The sequence below is a fragment of the Rhodococcus sp. P4_B6 genome (genome assembly GCF_056402215.1).
Genome location: NZ_JBFUHV010000001.1, coordinates 43095 through 59655 on the forward strand (window position 1 = coordinate 43095; position 16561 = coordinate 59655).

Annotated in this window: 10 protein-coding genes and 1 pseudogene; 4 read left to right on the forward strand and 7 right to left on the reverse strand. The window is 63.4% G+C overall.

What is annotated here, in order from left to right; translation table 11 throughout:
• The first annotated feature begins 206 nt into the window (after positions 1-206).
• The 3 genes from AC1DWT_RS00195 (at position 207) to AC1DWT_RS00205 (ending at position 3102) form a co-directional block, all read left to right on the forward strand.
• Complete coding sequence (locus AC1DWT_RS00195) at positions 207-1052, forward strand: DUF4097 family beta strand repeat-containing protein (protein ID WP_206013866.1); 846 nt, start codon at positions 207-209, stop codon at positions 1050-1052.
• A gap of 74 nt (positions 1053-1126) precedes the next feature.
• Positions 1127-2356 carry a cytochrome P450 gene (locus AC1DWT_RS00200; RefSeq protein ID WP_206013867.1) on the forward strand — a complete coding sequence of 410 codons (1230 nt, stop codon included), beginning with the start codon at positions 1127-1129 and terminating at the stop codon, positions 2354-2356.
• 56 nt (positions 2357-2412) lie between these two features.
• Entirely contained in the window at positions 2413-3102 is a 690-nt protein-coding gene (locus AC1DWT_RS00205) for a class I SAM-dependent methyltransferase (RefSeq protein WP_241031375.1), read from the forward strand.
• 122 nt (positions 3103-3224) lie between these two features.
• Here AC1DWT_RS00205 and AC1DWT_RS00210 read toward each other — a convergent pair whose 3' ends face one another.
• Positions 3225-5618, reverse strand: a complete 2394-nt coding sequence (locus AC1DWT_RS00210) for an ATP-binding protein (RefSeq protein ID WP_241031376.1) — start codon at positions 5616-5618, stop codon at positions 3225-3227.
• A gap of 784 nt (positions 5619-6402) precedes the next feature.
• Here AC1DWT_RS00210 and AC1DWT_RS00215 point away from each other — a divergent pair.
• Positions 6403-7218, forward strand: a complete 816-nt coding sequence (locus AC1DWT_RS00215; protein WP_477919386.1) for a FadR/GntR family transcriptional regulator — start codon at positions 6403-6405, stop codon at positions 7216-7218.
• 181 nt (positions 7219-7399) lie between these two features.
• On the opposite strand, the gene AC1DWT_RS00220 is transcribed toward AC1DWT_RS00215, so the two are convergent.
• The 6 genes and pseudogenes from AC1DWT_RS00220 to AC1DWT_RS00245 all read right to left on the reverse strand — a co-directional run bounded on the left by AC1DWT_RS00220 (position 7400) and on the right by AC1DWT_RS00245 (position 16292).
• Positions 7400-8860, reverse strand: a complete 1461-nt coding sequence (locus AC1DWT_RS00220; RefSeq protein WP_206013869.1) for an MDR family MFS transporter — start codon at positions 8858-8860, stop codon at positions 7400-7402.
• A gap of 311 nt (positions 8861-9171) precedes the next feature.
• Positions 9172-11361, reverse strand: a complete 2190-nt coding sequence (locus tag AC1DWT_RS00225; RefSeq protein WP_477919387.1) for a winged helix-turn-helix domain-containing protein — start codon at positions 11359-11361, stop codon at positions 9172-9174.
• Between the two features lie 260 nt (positions 11362-11621).
• Positions 11622-12827, reverse strand: a complete 1206-nt coding sequence (locus AC1DWT_RS00230; RefSeq protein ID WP_477919388.1) for an IS4 family transposase — start codon at positions 12825-12827, stop codon at positions 11622-11624.
• A 47-nt stretch (positions 12828-12874) separates the two neighbouring features.
• Positions 12875-14143, reverse strand: a pseudogene (locus tag AC1DWT_RS00235) (serine/threonine-protein kinase); the annotation flags it as partial.
• A gap of 389 nt (positions 14144-14532) precedes the next feature.
• The gene (locus AC1DWT_RS00240; protein ID WP_095861648.1) at positions 14533-15333 is read right to left on the reverse strand and encodes an SDR family NAD(P)-dependent oxidoreductase; all 801 of its coding nucleotides are present in this window, start codon (positions 15331-15333) and stop codon (positions 14533-14535) included.
• A gap of 125 nt (positions 15334-15458) precedes the next feature.
• Positions 15459-16292: an oxidoreductase gene (locus AC1DWT_RS00245; protein WP_095861647.1), complete on the reverse strand. Its 834-nt coding sequence runs from the start codon at positions 16290-16292 to the stop codon at positions 15459-15461.
• Positions 16293-16561: the final 269 nt, after the last annotated feature.

Below are 16561 nucleotides of genomic sequence, written 5' to 3' on the forward strand. Positions count from 1 at the left end.
GTGCCGCGCCATCCACGTGGTGAGCCACTTAGGTCTTGCGTTGATGCCAACATGGTGCCATAGTGGTGCCATGCACTTGATCTCGTTTGAGAGACATCGCGACCGCACCACCGGCTGAGCCGATCGAGGATGCGGCCAATGCATCCCGCTACACCACGTCCCCGACCTGCGAGACGTGCCACCTACCCACGACGAAGGGGACAACCATGCCCAATTTCGAGACACCCGAACCGATTTCCGTCACGCTCGGCCTCGGCGTCGGCAATGTGTGGATCACCGCGAGCGACCGGACCGACACCGTCGTCGATGTGCATCCGAGCGACGACTCCGACGAGTCGGACGTCCAGGCCGCCCAGCACGTCCGCGTCGACTACGCGGACGGCGTTCTTCAGGTCACGGGACCGAAGGCGCGCGCCTTCGACTTCTCCCGCAAGACCCGGTCGGTGAACGTGTCGATCGAATTGCCCAGCGGTTCACGGGTATCCGGCTCGTTGCAGGTGGGAAACCTCAGTGGCACGGGCCGGCTCGGGGAGTGCACGTTCAAGACCTCCGCCGGGAACGTCCGACTCGAGCGGACCGGTTCCTTGCGCGTGAACACCGCGGCCGGTGACGTCACCGCGGACGGCGTCGCGGGCAACGCCGAGATCCGCACCGGCTCCGGGAAGGTACGCATCGGCGAGACCGCGGGCTCCGTGGTCGTGAAGAACTCCAACGGCGACACCACGATCGCCGCGGTCACCGGGGACGTCCGCGTGCGCTCGGCGAACGGCGCCATCTCCGTCGACCGGGCCGGCGCGAGTGTCGAGGCGAAGACGGCCAACGGCAGCATTCGCATCGCCGACGTGGCCCACGGCTCGGTCGAGGTCGGGACCGCGATGGGCGACCTGGAGATCGGCATCGCCGAGGGCACCGCCGCTCGGCTGGACGTGAAGTCCAAGTTCGGGCGGGTACACAACGCGCTGGACGACATCACCCGGCCCGCGGCGTCCGACAGGACGGCCGAGGTGCGTGCGCACACCTCGTTCGGCGGCATCACGATCCGCCGTTCCTGATCCATTTCCGGCCCTGGAGTACAGGAGAACCCATGACCGTCAAGCACACTCACCCGGCACGAGAAGGACATCCGATGAGCCGAACCGTTCCCGTCCCGCACGGCCTCCCGATGGATCGCGATGCGGGACCGTTCGACCCGCCCAGCGCAATCACCCGGCTGCGCGACGCTCGACCCGTCAGTCCGCTGGTCTTCCCCGACGGTCACGAGGGCTGGCTCGTCACCGGCTACGACGCGGTCCGCCGGCTTCTGGCCGACACCCGGTTCAGCTCGCGCCCGGACATCGGCATTCTGCACGTGCCGTACGAGACGCCCGGCATGCCCGCCGCCACCGAGCCGTCCCCGCAGGTCCCGGGGTTGTTCATCGCGATGGACCCGCCCGACCACACCCGGTTGCGGCGCAAGCTCACCGGCGCCTTCACCGTGCGACGCATGAAGCAACTCGAGGAGCACATCGTCGACGTCGTCGAGCGGCAACTGGACGAGATGGCGCGCCTGACCCAGCCGGTCGACCTGGTCAAGGAGTTCGCACTGCCGGTGCCGTCGCTGGTGATCTGCGAACTGCTCGGCGTCCCCTACGCGGACCGGGAGACTTTCCAGGTCAACACGGCCAAGTTCCTGGTCAAGGACCAGGCGCTCGACGAGAAGATGGCCGCGTACGGCGCGCTGACCACGTACCTGGCCGAACTGGTCGCGCTCAAACGTGCCGCACCCGGCGAGGACATCCTGTCCGACCTGGCCCGCGACGACGACCTCACCGTCGAGGAGCTGATCGGCATCGCATTCCTGCTGCTGCTCGCGGGCCACGAGACGACCGCCAACATGCTGGCACTGGGCGCCTTCGCGCTCCTGGAGCACCCCGAGCAGCTGGCCGAACTCCGCGCCGACCCGGAGTTGATGCCCGATGCCGTCGAGGAACTCACGCGCTACCTGGCCGTCGCCGACATCTTCTATCGCTACGCCACGGAGGACATCGAACTCGGCGGCGAAACGATCGGGAARGGATCGACCGTCGTCGTCTCCCTGCTGGCCGCCAACCGCGACCCCCTGCGTTTCGACAACCCCGATGCCCTGGACATCCACCGCAAGGCCCGCGGTCACCTGTCCTTCGGCCACGGCGTCCACCTGTGCCTGGGCCAGCAACTGGCCCGCCTCGAGATGCGCGCCGGCTTCGAGGGACTGCTGCGCCGCTTCCCGAATCTCGAACTCGCCGTCCCGGCGGGCGAGGTGAAGCTCAAGTCCGACATGAACATCTATGGCGTGCATGAACTTCCGGTGTGCCTTCGGCCCGTGAGTACTTATTAACGTCGGGCGGTCAATAAGTACTCACGGGGGATGCGCGCTACAGCGAGCGCGATCGCGTGTGGAGCGGAGAACCCAACGGCGCACTCGTCGACGAGATGACCGGCGCACGCCCGGGACGCGCCCTGGACGTCGGCTGCGGTGAAGGCGCCGACGCACTCTGGCTCGCCCGCCAGGGATGGGCCGTCACCGCGCTGGACATTTCGCAGATCGCCGTCCACCGGGCCCGGGCCCACGCAGACAGGGAAAACGTGGACATCACCTGGGTGCTGAGCGGACTGCTCGATGCCGAGTTACCCGCGGGTGGTTTCGACCTGGTCTCAGCCCAGTACCCCGCCCTGCGCATAACCGCCGACCGTGCCGCCGAACGCGCGCTGATCTCCGCCGTCGCACCGGGCGGCACCCTGCTGATCGTGCACCACGACATCCGCGACGCGGCCGCGGCACGCGAGCACGGCTTCGAACCCGATGAGTGGGTCACACCCGGTGATGTGGCAGCGCTACTCGATAACAGCTGGCACACCGACGTCAACGAAGTGCGGGAACGCTCGATCAGCGGCGGCGCGGGCGCACACCACACCCACGACGTGGTCCTGCGCGCCCACAGGCGCGGTGGGCAACCATCACACCAACCAGCCCCGAGACCAAAGGCCACGCGGCCCACACCACGTCCTCCTACTCCGCCGCGGTCAGTTTCTGATCCGGCATCCGCAGACTCCGCGCGCAGGCCATCGTCAAGTCGTCGCTGAATGCGGGGACCTGGTGCGCAGGTTCGACGTCAGTGGAGCGGTACGGAGGCCTGAGGCGAACGCGTACAACTCCCGACCTGTCTCGTCGTTACGCGTGACGCTGCGAGAACGCCCGGGAAGAACTAGGAGTTCTGTTCGTCATGTGTTTGCTCGACCATCCACGCCGCGATCTGCGCCCTCGAGGTGAATCCGAGTTTTGCAAGGACATGCTCGACGTGCCCTTGTGCTGTGCGTTGGGATATCACGAGTTTCGTGGCGATTGCTCTGTTTGTGAGTCCCTGTGCAACGAGAGTGGCTACTTCCAGCTCCCGTTTGGTCAGAGTCGTCGAATCTGAGGTTGAAGCTGGCGACGCTGTCGGGAACTGCTCGTCGAGCGCATAAGCAAGGGCTTCCTCGTAGCCGAAAGCCTCGCCTTGCGCGTAGGCCGATTGGAATGCCCGGTCACCGAGCACTCGACGTGTGCGGCGTTCGCACTCCTCGTGATAAAGGAGAAGATTCGGAACAATGGCGGTGCGGCCGCCGACCTTCTTCCCGAGGGACTCGGCGCTTCCCAACAGTATGGCGGCGCGTTGCGCCCTTTGATCACCCGCAGCGATCCAAGCCAGCGCTTCCAAGCACCATGCAGAGGTAAGAGGGTCATCCACGACTCGCGTGAGTTGCAGGCCTTGTTCGAGCAGTGTGGTGGCGCGAACAGGGTCACCTTGCTGCGCAACCAGCATTCCAAGGATCCACAGTGCATATGACCGGTACACAGACTCGCCGCGAGGCTCGGCGAGTGAAAGCACCTCCTCGTGACATGCGACCGCTCGTTCAATGTCCCCGTTCAGTCCGCAGGCCAGTCCGAGTCCGAGCAGATCGCCAATCACTCTGTGAATGTTGCCGCCCTTGCGGAAGAAATTGACAGCGGACTCGAAACAGGCGACGGCATGAGCGAGGTCCCCGGCGTACAGCGACAGGCGCCCTTCATCGGAGGTGACGAGCGCACCCATCTCGTCACCGCCGATCTTGGTTGCGACGACGCGCGCCTCTTCGATGCGAGCCGCAGCTGCGCGGAGGTCCCCCTGCACTCCGGCTAACATGCTGTCGGCGCAGAGCGCTTTGACTCGTCCGGTACTTGGTTGGCCGCCCTGACTGGCGAGGGCGAGGTCAAGCCAATGTCTTCCCTCACCCAAAGGACTACGCAAACGCCAGAACGGATAGAGGGCAGCGGCGATCTCCACGCCCGACTCCGATTCAGTCGGATCTGTCATCGAAAATTTGAGTGCCTCACGAAGATTCGTTTGTTCTCGCTGCAATCGCGTTATCAGCTCCACTTGTGACGGGCTTATCCATTCCACCTCCGCCCGCAGCGCCATCTTTTTGTACCAGTCGCGGTGGCGACGCCTAAGCTGCGAATCCTCCCCTGCCTCCTGCAACTTCTCACGTCCGTACTCGCGCAACGTCTCTAGAAGCCGGTACCGCACGACCTTGCCGGGCTCCTCTCGGATGAGAATTGATTTGTCGACGAGCGAAACTACGTGATCGAGCAATCGTCCGGAATTCAATTCGTCTGCGCAGATTTCCTCCGCCGCATCGAGTTCGAATCCTCCTGCGAACACTGACAATCGGGCCCACAATTGTCGTTCGTGCGTGGTGCACAGTTCGAAGCTCCAGTCCATGGAAAGGCGCAGAGTCTGCTGACGGCCTGGCGCAACCCTGCTGCCACCTGTTAGCAATTTGAATCGGTCCGTGAGACGCTGCAAGATCTGCGTTACCGACATCGCTCTGAGCCGCGCCGCCGCCAGCTCGATGGGTAGCGGGAGACCTTCCAAGCGGGAGCATATTTGGGCGACCGCCAGCTGGTTGTCCTCAGTTAGCTCGAAACCCGGGAGTGCGGCTGCAGCCCGCTCGGCGAAGAGGGTCACGGATTCGTATCGCGGAAGACTTCGTAAGGAAACTGAACGGTACGGATCCGGTACCGCCAGCGGGGGAACTCTCATTGCGGATTCGCCGCCGATACCGAGCGGTTCCCGGCTCGTGGCCAGGATACGCAGGTCCGAACAGGATGTGAGCAGCGTTTCGACGGACTTCGCGACCTCGTCAACGAGGTGCTCACAATTGTCCAGGACCAACAGAAGTTGTCGGTCCCTGAGATACTCGGCCAGCATTGTCAACGTCGGGCGAAATGATTGTTCTCTAAGTCCCAGACCGGTAGCGATGGTGTCCGGCACGAGAACGGGGTCTCGCAGGTCGCCGAGTCCTACCAGCCAGACTCCGTCACGGAATGCGCGCTTCACCTCCGCCGCAACCCGCAAAGCCAACCTTGTTTTACCGACTCCTCCAACTCCTGTCAGTGTTAACAGGCGGGAGGAGGACAGCAACCGTCTTGCCTCTGCTACTTCATGGCGACGACCGACGAAACTAGTCAGTTCTAGGGGCAAGTTTCCTAAATTGCTCCGAACGCCGGCTGCCATCCCATCGTCACTCTCGTCGAGATTCTTCACACAACCGTACCCGTTGGCGCCTTCACCTGGCATGGGTTGTCGGACTGTGCCCGCCGGAATTACAGTCCCTATTGACTCGGCTGGAAATCTCCGTCCTGCGCATCGGATTGTCCCCACCGGCGCCGGTTGGATCTCGTGTGAATCGGCCCGCATACATCATTGGTCGGTGATGCGCGACCTCATGTGGCGCGTCGACCCCGTTCGTCCTGGCATTCGCCTTGAATCTAGGACCATCCCAAACCGTCCTTGCGCTGGCGCGTAGCGGGCGTACATGCTTGTGTTTCCCTCCGGGGTGGTACGGCTCAGCCGCCTTGACGAAGACATCCAGATCATGGGTCAGCCCTGGAACAACAGCAGCGCGAAATCGCCGGCAAGCACGCCAGGTCGACGAAGTTGCCGTTCGCCCACTTTCGTTGCTGGACAGCAATACTCCGCCGCGGATCGCCGGTAGTGGAGTAGGTGACTGCCGATCATGAGGATTCGCTTTCAAAGTCAGTCGATCCTGGGCAATGACTGCCAGACCATGGATAAAGGTTCGACGCGATCGTTCGTAGGGCCAACTACAACGTCGCGATCAGCACCACCGCGGAGGCCGGAGTGGAGCAGTGCCGCATCCGTCAGGGAGCGTCTCCACCCCGTAGGTTGCGACATCCCCGCAACCTGCCGGAAGGTACCCGCACGCTCCGCGGTCCGTAGGGAGGCGATGGATGGGGACAGCACCCTGGACCGCTACCGAACTCACGATGGGCCTGCGGTACCATTAATACTATGATTGGACAGGCACGTGGCATCGTTGTGCGCCCCCGGAGGCGACGCCATGCCCGCTAACGCCGACGATTCACGGGCCACGCCTGTCCGTAAAGCTATCCACGAAGACCGAGTCCCTCGTCGGCGAACCAAGAGCCGGCGATCCCACAAGGCTGCCGTTGAAATCGCCCAGCTCATCGTCGATGACATTACCGATGACCGACTGGCGCCGGGAACACGGTTGCAGAGCGAACGAGACATGGTCGCCCGCTTCGAGGTGGGTCGCGGAACGCTACGTGAGTCGCTGCGATTCCTGGAGATGAGCGGGGTTCTGACAATGAAAGCTGGGCCCCAAGGCGGCCCCTTTGTTGCGGATCCTGATGCCCACGATCTCGCCGGCTCCCTCGGACTGTTCCTGCAGCTTCGAGCCGTGCCCTTCAGTCAGATCATCGCAGCCCGCGAGATTCTCGAGCCGGAGCTGGCAGGGCGGGCCGCCGTAGGTGCGTCAGAGGAAATCCGAGAGCTCATCGCGGACTCCATAGCTGGGATGGAAGCCTTCCTCGACAACGACGAGAACTTTCGCGCGGAAAACGACCGGTTCCACGCTGCGATCGCTACCGCAGCGGGGAATGATCTCTTCACCCTCCTTATCGTGTCGCTTCACCAGATCACCGATGGCATGCCGTTGGGTGTCAGCTACTCGATCGAGAATCGCGCCGCTGTGCTCAAGGCACACGTCACTATCGCTGACGCGATCCGTGCTGGCGACCCCGAAGGCGCCCGGTGGGCGATGCGCCGGCATATGCGCGAGTTTCATGAGTTCGTAAAACGGCGGTACCCGGAGGCCTACGAGCGGCCCGTGAAGTGGCGTGACGTTGCGCAGTAGAACGCGGGTCTCGTTGCCGCATCGCGAACTGGCGTGATCCGTGTGTTCGCGTGAATTCTCGGTGTTGTAGACGAATGACGAGGGCCAAATTGACGCCTGAGCTGCTGCATCCTCGCGAGACTGCGGTCGATGGCAGGCAGGCCGCGGACTACCCCTTCAGCGAATACGGCCTCGCGCGGTTTCATTTCACCTCCGCGCGGCGTGGTGCCGCGCTGCGTCTCGTCGCGAGGAAGAGGGTGAGAACGAAACCGAGGACAAGCAGCGGGACGGTCGCGAGGAAGGTGCTGGCGACGGTGTCCGAGAACGCCTCCAGGAGTGGAATCTTCACCGCGGGCGATAGAGATGCGATGGTATCGGTCTTGGTGGGATCGAACTCGGCCGGCAGGGCCGAATGGTTCAGCGCAGTGGTCAGTCGCGGGTTGAAGGCGTGGTTGAACGCGGCCCCGAACGCTGCGACACCGAAAGCTGCTCCCATCGAGCGAGAGTATGTGACCATGGCGCTGGCCGCGCCCAGGTCGGCGGGGTCGACGGCGTTTTGGACGGCGGCCATGATGACCATCGGCACCATTCCGATGCCGATACCGACCACAGCGAAGTAGAGGCCTAGTACCCAAGCGCTGGTCTGGGCGCTGAGGGTGGCCAGCAGAAGCAGTCCGACAATGTTCAGTGCCATGCCCGCAACGAGGCAGAGTTGCCACTTACCGGTACGTCCGGTCCATCGGCCGGCGAGCGCTTGGCTGATGACGAGGCCGAGGACAAGCGGGAGCATATGTACGCCCGAGAGTGTTGCGGAAACGCCGTGCACTACCTGCAGATAGGTGGGCAGGTAGACCAGCACACAAAACATCGCGAAATTGGCGATGAAGCCGACGAGTGCGGCAATGGATACCGTTGTGGTCGTCAACATGGGCAGTGGCAATACCGGTTCGGGTGCCCGGCGTTCGGCCGGAAGGAGGACGAGGAGCAAGACCACGGCCGCCGCCGCAAGGGCAATGGTGCGGGGGGAGATCCAGCCCCACTGATCACCAAAGGAGACGATCAGCACCAGGCAGACCGATAGGGCCGCGAGAATCGTCGCTCCGAGGTAGTCGATGGGACCAGTCCGGCGCTTGGCGCCCGCGGGTAGGTTCCGCGAAGCGAGTAGCAAACCGACCAGGCCGATGGGGAGGTTGATCAAAAAGGCCCAGCGCCAGGAGAGTTGGTCGGTGAATACGCCTCCCAATACAGGACCGAGAATGCTGGCTACGCCGTAGACGCCACCGAACATACCTTGGTATCGGCTCCGGTCCTCCGGACCGGCCACATCCCCCACCAGTGCAAACGTGAGGACCAGCATTCCGCCGCCGCCCAAGCCCTGTAGGGAGCGTGCCGCTACGAGCTGAATCATGTCCTGGGCCAGTCCGCACAATCCGGATGCGACGAGGAACACGGCCATGGCAACCAGATAAAGGCGTCTGCGGCCGAACATGTCGCCGAGCTTTCCCCACAGCGGTGTCGATGCCGTTGTCGCGAGGAGGTAGGAGGCGCTGACCCAGGCGATGTACGCGAACCCGCCCACGTCGGAGGCGATCGCAGGCAGCGCGGTTGAGACGATCGTCTGGTCGAGGGCTGCGAGCAAAACTGCCATTATCAGCGCGCTCATGGCAAGACCTGCCGATGGCACTGTTCCGGCGTGCTCGGCAGAGTTCTGTGCGGGTTCCGTGGACGACGGAGTAGGCATGATTACCTCGGATCTGCAATGAAGGGCCTAGGGCACCTGCCTGACCAAGTCCGTCCCCCGGAGGGACGCAGGCGTTCCCCAAACGTTTCTAACTAACTGGTTGTTTGTCAGAATAGCATCCATACAACCAACCGGTTAGTTATCAAATGTGGTCTTTCGCACACAACCCGTCCACGATCACCGACCGGCCACGGAGAAATGCTGGAGACTCGGAAACACCGTGTTGGCGTGGATCAACGCGGGTCTTGCGGGCGCTCCGTCGAGCCGGAAGCCTGGTTGCGTTCCGATGCGGGATGTTCGGAGCCGACCAGGACGTCATCGAGGAAGGTGGACGGCACCAGTTCCCAATTGCTCTGCCAGTGGCCGTTTTCGACGTCTTGTCTCAGCTCACGGACGAGTGGGAGGACGTGTGGTCCACCGTCGAGCAGGTACTGCCTCAGGCCGATGCGGGCACATTTCGCCATGACTGCTGTGAGGAGGTGTTTGGCTTGCTCGGTGCGTCCGGCAGCGGCGAAGGCCTCCACGAGGAGTCGCTGCGCGTCAAGTGCAGCGCGTGGCCGGCCTCGCCCCTCGAGCGTCTGCACCCATTGGCCGGCCCAATCGCAGGCGAGTGCGAGCGTCTGCGGTGTCGCGTTGGGCTCGAAAAGGAGGAGCTGGATCGCGGTTGCTTCCTCGAGCTGGACGGTGGTTTCGTCGAGGCTGTCGACGGGAGTTCGGCGATGGGAATAGGGCGTAGCTACGATGCCGTCGAGTCGTTCTCCGGTCATTGGATGGAGGAGGATTCGTTCGTAGTCCATCCGCGCCTGTAGTCGTGGGAGTCGTCGGGTGATGGCGATGCGTGTGCCTTCGTCGAGGTACCGTTTCGCAGATTCGCTGTCGTTGCGCAAGGCCTTGATCCGTGCCCCGGTGGCATAGCGGGCCAGCATGAAATCCACGACCCCGCCTTGGTCACGGATTTCGTTGCTCTCATAAAGCAGCTGTTCCGCTTCGGTGATGTGACCTTGTTCGTAGAGCAGTTCGGCGAGGAGCGCGCTGGCAAGTCGCGCAGCACGGGATTGGGTTCCGCCCAGGGTGGCACCCAAACGGAGCGCTTCGCGAAACTCGGCCTCTGCTTCGGCGAGGGCGAGTTTTTCACGGTGCGCGAGACCAGCGAAGCAATGCCCGAACATCACGCTGAAGGGGCCCGTAGTGCGATCGTGGTACGGACCCGCCCAGACTTGACGATCGATCGCGGTGTCGAATCGGAACTGATGGATGTCGACAAAAGTCGCGATGTCGGCGGCGGCGGAGACGACCCATGGGGGCAGTCTCCCTGGATCCCTCAGGCATCGGGACATCAGGTCGTCGACGCCGCCTATGCGATCCGATTCGATCGCGATGTGTCCTTGGACGACGTCAGCTTCTGAGCGCAATTCGGCGGTGTCGTGGTCGGTGCCCTGGTTCGTCTCGAGCAACCGGTAGACGCGGGCGAGTGCTGCGCGTGCACGGTGCGGCTGGACCATGGTGCACTCGGCCCACGCGGTGGTCAGTTGCAGTCGGGGACTGTGCTCGACCAACCCTGGGGGCAGTTTGGCGATCAACGCCAAAAAGCTCGCCATCTGGGCGTGTTCGAGCATGGACATGCCGTCGCGTTCGAGCAGGCGGACGGCTGTGGCTTGTTTTCCGGCCGCCAATGCATGATCAACCGCCTCACTGAGTAGCCCCCGGGTGCCGAACCATTCGGCGGCGATTTCATGCAGGGTGACGACGCGGTCGGGTTGATCTCTTTCGAGCCTTTTCTGGAGAAATTCCGCGAACATGTGGTGGTATCGGAACCACTGTCCTTCATCGTCGAGCCTGTGCAGGAAAAGGTCTCGTTCCTCGATGTCTTCGAGTATGGCTTGGCCTCGGTGGGATCGGGTCAGGACGGATGCCAGTGAGCCGCTGATCCGCTCGGTGACCGAGGTCGCCATCAGGTAGTCGAGCGTCTGCGGTTCGAGGGTGTCGAGCACGTTGTCCGCGAGGAACTCTCCGATGGAGTGATGCCGGCCGGACAGGTGTCCGATCAGCTCGCCGGGATCGGTGGTCTTGCGCAGCGAGAGCAAGGCCAATTGGAGTGCGGCCGCCCACCCTTCGGTGTTCGCCGATAGTTCGGTGATCGCCGTATCAGGGAGTTTCAATCCAGATTCGGCGAGAAAGGCTCTCGACTCGTCAGGGCTGAAACGCAATTGGCTGGCATCTATCTCGGTCAATTCATCGAGCACACGCATACGGCTGAGTGGAAGCCCCATCTGGGTTCGGGTGGTCACGATGATCTGGAGGTGGTGGCAACCGTTGTCGATCAGGAAGGCCAGGGCGGCGACGGTGTCCGGGTTCGTGACTCTGTGCCAATCATCGATGACCAGGGCGATAGTCCCTTCGGCCTGGTGAATCTCGTTGATCAAGGATGTGAGAATGTAATGTTCCGACTGGTCTCCGTGCTCTTCCAGGGTTAAACCCAATACCGTTCAGTTAGTGAACAAGGATGGTGCATTTCGGCGGCTGGGTGGGTTGTGGATGGTGTTGATGGTGTGCGCGTTTGGCTGCCCACTTGAGGACTTTGCGTTTGACGACCCGGGGGTTGACGCGGTGGCGGCGTGCGGGGTTGATTCGGCGCAATAATTTGTCGATGCCGTGGTTCCACAATCTGGTGGCAGCGTTGTGGTTATGAGGGGGAAAAAGAGCTGTGGGACAGGGATCGTCGGGCGATCCGCAAGGCGGCGACGAAGGAGACCCGGTCCGGGTCGTGACCGCCGGCGGTCGCGGCATCGAGCATGAGCGTGCGGATGGCGTAGTGGCAGCATAGGTGCCCCCAGATTTCCTGCTGCACCAATGGTGGGGATTTCGACCGCAACACGGCTCGTGGTCCGCGCTGATGGGTTTTCAGCTCGTCGAGGGTGTTCTCGATTTCCCAGCGTTGGGCGTAGGCGAGGGCCAACTCTTCGGCAGGTGCATCGGAGGGGTCGAGGATCGTGGTCAGCAGCCGGTACTGCTCGGGGTTCTCCCGCCCGTCGTCGAGGGTGTAGTCGATGACGCGCACCGTGAGCGGTGTTCGCTGCCGGCGATTCTTTCCGGAGGTGGGGATGATCTGTGCCAGCCAGGATCCGTCGTCGAGGGTCTCGAGGTGCCGAGGCGAGAGGGTCGATTTGACCCTCCACAGCAGGTCGGCGCCGGTGGCGGCGGCTCGGGTCCACATGTCGAATCCGTAGACGCCGCGGTCGGCGAGCAGCAGCATCCCGGGTTCGAGGGTGTCCATCAGATCGTGCGCCAGCTCCCGCTCGGAGGTGCGGCACGATCCGATCGCGGCGTCGAATACCGCGTGGGTGCCGCACTCGGCGAGGGCCACCAATCGCGCCTGCGGGAACGCGGACTGCTCGCCGCGACTCGATCCCGGCCGCCCGAAATGCTCGGCGTTGGCCGGGGTGTCGGGCAGGTCGAGGCAGGTCCCGTCGAGGGCCACCAACCGGCGCCCGGCGAGCCAGGATCCTGGTGTACCCGTGTCGGCGAGAGGTCGTGCGACACGGCGGAACAACTCCCGCACCGGTTCGTATCCCAGACGTGAACGGGCCTGAAATATGGCCGATTTCGTCGGCGGCGACCAGGACTGTGACCATCCCGACGACCACGACAAACCGTCAGTGAGCTGCTCGAAGACCTCCTCGTAGGAGCCTTGCGAATTCAATGCCATGCCGATCGAGAAGTACGCCGTTACGCGAGCGGTCAAAGTGCGACTTCGCTGCTCCGTGCGACCGCATTCCGCGATCACCTCATCGACCAAGGACGCGGGAAACACCCTGGTCAGCAACCCCACCGACACCACATCCGACAACCGCCGATCCGAGACCGGCTTCACCCATCCACTCCGAGGCACACCTCATCGTATCGCAAACATCACTAACTGAACGGTATTGGGGTTAAACCCATCTCCCGGGCGAGGGCCGGCCGCACTCGCCGTATTGCCTCGATGAGATGAGACAGGAACCACACCACATTGTTGTCATCGCGGTTGACGGTCAGCCATGCGACAGCCACGCCGTCGTCGGCCAGATTCTCGCTCCATTGGGAGGCGAGAGTGCTCTTGCCGAATCCTGTGGGTGCATGAATGACGGTCAGTCGCCGCGGTTGGCCGGCGCGCAGGGTGTCGATGAGTCGGGTGCGTGGGACCAACTCGTGAGGAGTGTTGGGCGGGCGGAACCGGGTTGCCGGGGTAGGTGGAGTCAGCTGGGCGACTCGCGCTGCCCGGTCGCCGTGTTCGGCAGGTATCTCTTCGGGTGTGCGGAGATGAGTCGGCAGAGCCATTTCGTCGACGGGGAGGTGGTGGTGGGCCTGGATTTCCCGTAGTTCGTTTCCGAAGGTCGATGCCGTCGGGGGGCGTTGATCAGGATCGCCCGCCATCGCGTGTTCGATGGCACTGCTTACGTCGTCGGGTATCCCTCCCCCGCGCAGGTCGGGTACGGGTTGGGTGGTGATTCGCAGGAATTGGGCGACGAGTTGTTCGCCGCTACGCCGCTCGAAAGCAGCATGGCCGGTGATGGCGCAGAAGAGGGTCGCGCCGAGGCTGTACAGATCCGAGACCGGGGAGGGTGGTTGCCCGTGCAGCACCTCGGGGGCGGTGAAGGCTGGCGACCCGGTGATGGTGCCGGCCGCGGTCTGGAATCCACCGCTGATCCGCGCGATGCCGAAATCGGTCAGCTGTGGTTCGTTGTAGTCGGTGAGCAGAACATTCCCTGGTTTGACGTCACGGTGCAGTACACCGAGGCGGTGTGCAGTTTCGAGCGCCCCGGCGAGCTTGACGCCCAGGCGCAGCGCCTGTGCCCATCCGAGGGGGCCGCCGCGGCGGATTCGGGTGTCCAAGGAGCCGAGCGCCCGGTACTGCATGACCAGATAGGGGCGATCACTCGCTGTCGTCCCGACCTCGTGGATATCGACGATGTGAGGGTGACCGGACAGTTGGCCCATGGCGAGCTGTTCACGGACGAACCGTTCGCGATCCGCGGCGCAGAAGTCGGCGGTCAGTACCTTGACGGCGACGGTGCGGTTGAGGGCCGACTGCTGGCAGCGGTACACGATGCCGAATCCCCCGCGCCCGATTTCCGTGGCGTCGGTGAGTCCGACCGCAGCAAGTTCGGCGACGATGCCAGGGATCGGGTCACGCTGTGTCGTCGCCAGTGGTTCTGAGCCAGCCATCGTCGTCCTCGGCGCGAACGTGAACCGTGCACATCTGTGTAGCCATCTCGTCACCTCTCGCCAGTTTTCTCAGCATAGTTCCGATAAGTTCCGGTTCCGATGGGTCCGCGCTGTGCTGCCATCGCCGCCGGCCGAGAAGGATCAGACCCCACGGCGGGGTTGAGCCGTACGAGTCTCGCTTTACCCGCACGGCGCGTCGCCTACGGCAAACACTCACCCGGCCTCGACAGCGCTGGTGTCAGCGGCCTGGAATGCGCGAGTTTCGTTGCGGCCGTGGTTTGCACTGCTATTCTCTCGGCGGCGAGAGAGGCCACGGTGCTTCCCCCTGGCCGCGACTCGACCCGGTGATGAGCAGGCCTACCCGTCAGACCGTTGTTTCGTCCGGGCCTCTAGAAGGCACCCTTGATGAGGCCACCGTCGACGCGGATCGTGGCGCCGCTGACGTACTCTGCGTAGTCGCTGCAGAGGTAGGCCACTGCACCGGCGATCTCGTCGGGGTAACCAAAACGACCCCGATCGTTGGGGATGAGCGAGTTGACCGCGTTGGGTTCGATTTCTTCCCACGTCTGCCCCCAGCCGCGAGCAGGCCCAATGCTGGTCACCAATTCCTGTGTTGCCTCCACCAGGATCGCGCCGGGCGAGACGATGTTCGACGTGACCCTGGTGTCCTCGAGTTCGCGTGCGAGTGAGACCGCCAGGTTGTGTCGTGCTGCGAGCGTCGCGTTGTACTGCGGGTGCGTGTTCATCGGCTGCAGGGCGAGACCACCGCCAATCGTGATGACGCGTCCCCAGTTCTGTTCACGCATCTGCGGCACGAGACGCTGGATCATCCGCACACCGGAAATCACATTGGTGTTGTAGGTGAACGCCCATTCGTCCGGTGTCGCGTCCGCCCACGACAGGTGTCGGTAGAAGCCTGCATTGTTGACCAGGATATCGATCGGACCGCCGGCGAGAGCCGTCTGTGCGACCGCGTCCGCACCGGGGTCGGTGGCGAGATCCCCGAGCGCTACCACGGCAGCGCCGCCGGCGTCACGAATTGTGTCGGCGACCCTATTGGTGCGGGCCTCGTCACGGCCGTGAACGATGACGGTGGCGCCCTCTGCCGCCAGAAGCTTGGCGGTCGCCTCTCCTAAGCCGGCGCTCGAGCCGGTGACCAGGGCGCGCTTTCCGGTGAGATTCAGTTCCATGTTTCCTCCTGTTGAGTGGGTCGTAATCGGTGCGCCGACCAGGGAGATGGCGCTCAGGGTGTGGTCCTCGGAGTTTCGGTGCTCGTCGCCGGAGATGGGTGCAATGAAGCACAAGTGGGTGACGGCTACGGACCAGTGGGAAAGTCTGCTGCCCGGCTCAATGCTGCCCACTTGTCGGCCTCTGCGGCGCGTTCGACGGACGATTTGTGTGCCATCTCGACGGCGCCGGCTCCGAGCAACAGCCTTCTCGGGGGATCGTCGGATTCGACGACATCGATGATCACTTTCGCTGCTCGTGCTGGATCGCCGGGTTGGGTTCCATCGTTCTCGCGCCGGTAACTGTTGACCGCGCCAACGGTGTGCTCGTAATCGGCTCCGACAGAGGGTAATTGCATCGACGACCCCTGCCAGTCGGTGCGAAACGCTCCTGGTTCGACGATGAGCACCTTGACACCGAATGGCTGCACTTCGTTGGCCAGTACCTCGGAGAATCCTTCCACGGCAAACTTCGCCGATTGGTACGCGCCCAGACCGGGAGTTCCACCAACACGTCCGCCGACGGAGGAGAACTGCACGAAGAAACCTCCGCGTTGCTTCCGTAGGACCGGAAGGGCGGCGCGGGTCACATTGACCACACCGAAGAAGTTGGTTTCGAGCTGGTTCCGGAAATCCGTGTCATCCATCTCCTCTATCGGAGCACTGTTGGCGTATCCCGCGTTGTTGACCACCACATCGAGCGCGCCGAACTCGACGACAGCGAATTGGACGGCAGCGCGCGCCGCCGCGGCGTCGGTGACGTCGAGCTGGAAGATCCGCCCACGGTCGTTGTCACCGACAAAGGTCAGATCCGCCGGGCGGCGCGCTGTTGCGACTAGGTTGTCCCCTCGATCGAGGACAGCCTTTGCGAGGTCGCGGCCGAATCCGCGTGAAGCTCCGGTGATAAGCCAAGTCTTCGCCATAGTTCTCTCCTCCACCTTTAGTAACTGACTAGTTGGTTATGCCTTTCCATCACACACCCGCCTACCAGGCGGGCCACTCCCGACTGCCCGTCGACCCTCGCCGACAGCTGGTCGGCAGAGAAAACCGGCGCGACTGCCGGGCCGCAGAACGAGAGGTGGATACGGTCCGATGTCCGGGAAAGGAGTGTTCGACCGGACATCGGACCGGGATCGTGATCGCCCGTCGCGGGAACGCGACAGGGCGGAGCGGGAAGCACTCGCCTGCGCCT

Bases quoted from the DNA above. Each gene is read 5' to 3' on its own strand.
- AC1DWT_RS00195 (WP_206013866.1), top strand. From the start codon at position 207: ATGCCCAATTTCGAGACACCCGAACCGATTTCCGTCACGCTCGGCCTC.
- AC1DWT_RS00210 (WP_241031376.1), bottom strand. From the start codon at position 5,618: ATGCCAGGTGAAGGCGCCAACGGGTACGGTTGTGTGAAGAATCTCGAC.
- AC1DWT_RS00215 (WP_477919386.1), top strand. From the start codon at position 6,403: ATGCCCGCTAACGCCGACGATTCACGGGCCACGCCTGTCCGTAAAGCT.
- AC1DWT_RS00220 (WP_206013869.1), bottom strand. From the start codon at position 8,860: ATGAGCGCGCTGATAATGGCAGTTTTGCTCGCAGCCCTCGACCAGACG.
- AC1DWT_RS00240 (WP_095861648.1), bottom strand. From the start codon at position 15,333: ATGGAACTGAATCTCACCGGAAAGCGCGCCCTGGTCACCGGCTCGAGC.
- AC1DWT_RS00245 (WP_095861647.1), bottom strand. From the start codon at position 16,292: ATGGCGAAGACTTGGCTTATCACCGGAGCTTCACGCGGATTCGGCCGC.